The sequence below is a fragment of the Synechococcus sp. R8-2 genome, from assembly GCF_047461715.1.
Taxonomy (GTDB): Bacteria; Cyanobacteriota; Cyanobacteriia; order Thermostichales; family Thermostichaceae; genus Thermostichus.
This window is the reverse complement of record NZ_JANSHQ010000535.1, coordinates 1-2,062: the sequence shown is the minus strand read 5'-3', so window position 1 is coordinate 2,062 and position 2,062 is coordinate 1. Positions and strand designations below refer to the sequence as shown.

Genomic DNA, 2,062 nt, shown 5'->3' with positions numbered 1-2,062 from the left:
TCAGCGGGACGGAGTCCTTGGGAAGCTGCGCTTGATTGGCCCCAACTGCCTGGGGATCCAAAACCCCCACACGGGCTTAAACGCCACCTTTGCTGCCCAGATGGCCCGGCCCGGCAATGTGGGCTTCATCAGCCAAAGTGGGGCCCTGTGCACCTCGATCCTGGACTGGAGCCTGCAGGAAAATGTGGGCTTCAGCGCCTTTATCTCTCTGGGATCGATGCTGGATGTGGGCTGGGGAGACTTAATCGACTACTTGGGCGAGGATCCCCATACCCACAGCATTGTCTTGTACATGGAATCCATCGGGGATGCCCGCTCTTTTCTGTCCGCGGCCCGAGAGGTGGCCCTGAGCAAGCCCATCATTGTCATCAAGGCGGGGCGCACCCAGGCGGCAGCCCAAGCAGCCGCTTCCCACACGGGCTCCCTCACCGGCAGCGACGCAGTGTTGGATGCGGCCTTCCGCCGTTGCGGCGTGCTGCGGGTGGATCACATTGAAGATCTCTTCGACCTGGCGGAGGTGCTGGCCAAACAGCCCCGTCCTCAGGGCCCTCACCTGACCATCCTCACCAATGCCGGCGGGCCAGGGGTGCTGGCCACCGATGCCCTCATCCGCGCCGGGGGATCCCTGGCCCAGCTCTCCCCCCAAACCCTGGAGCAGCTTAACCAGCTCTTGCCCCCCCACTGGAGCCACGGCAATCCCATTGATATTTTGGGGGATGCCGATCCGGAGCGCTTTGCCCAAGTTTTGGAAGTGGTGTTGCGGGATCCCGGCAGCCAGGGTTGCCTGGTCATCCTCACCCCCCAAGCCATGACGGATCCCACCCGCACGGCTGAGAAAGTGGTGGAGACCTGGCGGCGCAGCGGATCCCGGCAGCCCATTCTGGCCAGTTGGATGGGGGGAGCTGGCGTGGATGTCGGCGAGCAGATCCTCAACCAGGCCGGGATCCCTACCTACCGCTACCCGGATCAAGCGGCGCGGGTGTTTAGCCATCTGTGGCGCTTTAGTGACAACCTCAAGGCCCTCTACGAAACCCCCACCCTGGCTCCCACCAGGCCAGTGGAGCAGGAAAAAGTGCAGCAAACCCTTGCCCAGGCGAGGCGGGAAGGCCGCACGCTTCTCACGGAGGTCGAATCTAAGGAAATCCTGGCCGCCTACGGGATCCCCGTGGTGCCGACGCGGGTGGCCAAGAGCCCCGAAGCAGCAGTGGAAGCTGCCGAGGCCATGGGTTACCCAGTGGTGGTGAAGCTCTACTCCCACACCCTCACCCACAAAACCGATGTGGGCGGCGTGCAGCTCAACCTGCCCGATGCTGAGGCGGTGCGCCGGGCCTTCGGGCAAATCCTCCGCAACGTCAGCGAGAAAGCGGGGCCGGAGCACTTCCAGGGGGTCACGGTGCAGCCGATGGTGGACACGGATGGCTATGAGCTGATCCTGGGGAGCAGCCAGGATCCCCAGTTTGGGCCGGTGTTGCTGTTTGGCAGTGGCGGACAACTGGTGGAGGTGTTTCAGGATCGCTCCATTGGCCTTCCCCCCCTCAACACCACCTTGGCGCGGCGCCTGATGGAAAACACCCTCATCTACAAGGCCCTCAGGGGGGTACGCGGACGCCCAGCTGTCGATCTGGAGGCCCTGGAACAGCTCTTGGTGCGCTTTAGCCAACTGGTGGCCGAGCAGCGGGAGATTAAAGAGATCGACATCAATCCGCTGCTGGCTTCCAGCGAGGGCCTGCTGGCTTTGGATGCCCGCGTCATTTTGCGAACCGAGCAGGATCCCCAGGTGCCCTTGGCCATCCGCCCCTATCCCACCCAGTACATCTGGAGCTTCCGGGACGGCATCACCATTCGCCCCATCCGCCCTGAAGACGAGCCTTTGGTGATCGATTTTCACCGCCACGTCTCCGATTACAGCGTCTATCTGCGCTACTTCCACCCGATCAAATACAGCGCCCGTATCGCCCACGAGCGCCTTACCCGCATTTGCTTTAACGATTACGACCGCGAGATTGCCTTAGTAGCAGAAAAACAGGAGCCAGAGGCCAATCGCGTCAGCGGGACGAAGTCC

At 62.7% G+C, this 2,062-nt stretch carries 1 protein-coding gene; it reads left to right on the top strand.

From position 1 onward, the window contains the following. Positions 1-31 precede the first annotated feature (31 nt). Positions 32-2,062, top strand: a 2,031-nt coding sequence (locus NW819_RS12065; RefSeq protein WP_414413886.1) for an acetate--CoA ligase family protein, incomplete at its 3' end; no start/stop codon positions are given.